The sequence below is a fragment of the Vibrio sp. YT-19(2023) genome (assembly GCF_033337395.1).
This window is the reverse complement of record NZ_JAWOQN010000308.1, coordinates 1-839: the sequence shown is the minus strand read 5'-3', so window position 1 is coordinate 839 and position 839 is coordinate 1. Positions and strand designations below refer to the sequence as shown.

General features: G+C 50.2%; 1 protein-coding gene. It reads left to right on the top strand.

Annotation, left to right across the window (positions count from 1 at the left end; all coding sequences use genetic code 11):
- Nucleotides 1-839: magnesium transporter (locus R7E78_RS25585; protein WP_318058537.1), on the top strand; the 839-nt coding region annotated here is incomplete at both ends.

Here is an 839-nt window from a genome sequence, read left to right as displayed (position 1 = left end):
AGTTCGTCGGCAGCGTCAGGACATGGAACCTGAGGATATTGCTCACCTTTTAGAAGCATCCCCACGTAAAAGCCGTGAAGTTCTTTGGCAACTTACCGACCCCGAAGATTATGGTGAAATTCTTGACGAACTAAACGAAGACGTTAAAGACAGTCTTGTATCAAAAATGGCTCCCGAAGACCTTGCAGAGGCGACGGAAGGCATGGATACCGATGACGTTGCGTACGTCCTACGTAGCTTGCCAGATGATCTTTCTCGTGAAGTTCTCTCCCAAATGGATTCAGCAGATCGTGCTCGCGTCGAGACGGCACTGTCTTATCCTGAAGACACCGCTGGTGGGTTGATGAACACGGACGTTATCACGATTCGTGGTGACGTTGATGTCGACGTAGTCCTGCGTTATCTGCGTATGAAGGGCGAGCTGCCTGAAGCCACCGATGCACTCTACGTGATTGATGACGAAAGCAAACTGATTGGCGAACTCCCAATCACGACACTTATCACGACCCAACCCGACGTAAAAATTATCGACGTCATGGAAGATGCTGACGATGCGATTACCGTTGATACCAGGGACTCAGACGTTGCTAGCCTGTTTGAACGTCGTAATTGGGTGTCAGCACCCGTAGTGGATGAAAACCAGCACCTTGTCGGTCGTATCACCATCGATGACGTGGTTGACGTTATTCGTGAAGACGCCGAACACTCAATGATGAGTATGGCGGGTATGGATGATGACGAAGATACCTTCGCTCCCGTCTTCAAATCCGCGCGTAAACGAAGTGTTTGGCTCGGAGCCAATGTCCTAGCTGCATTAGCTGCTGCTTCGGTTTCCAACA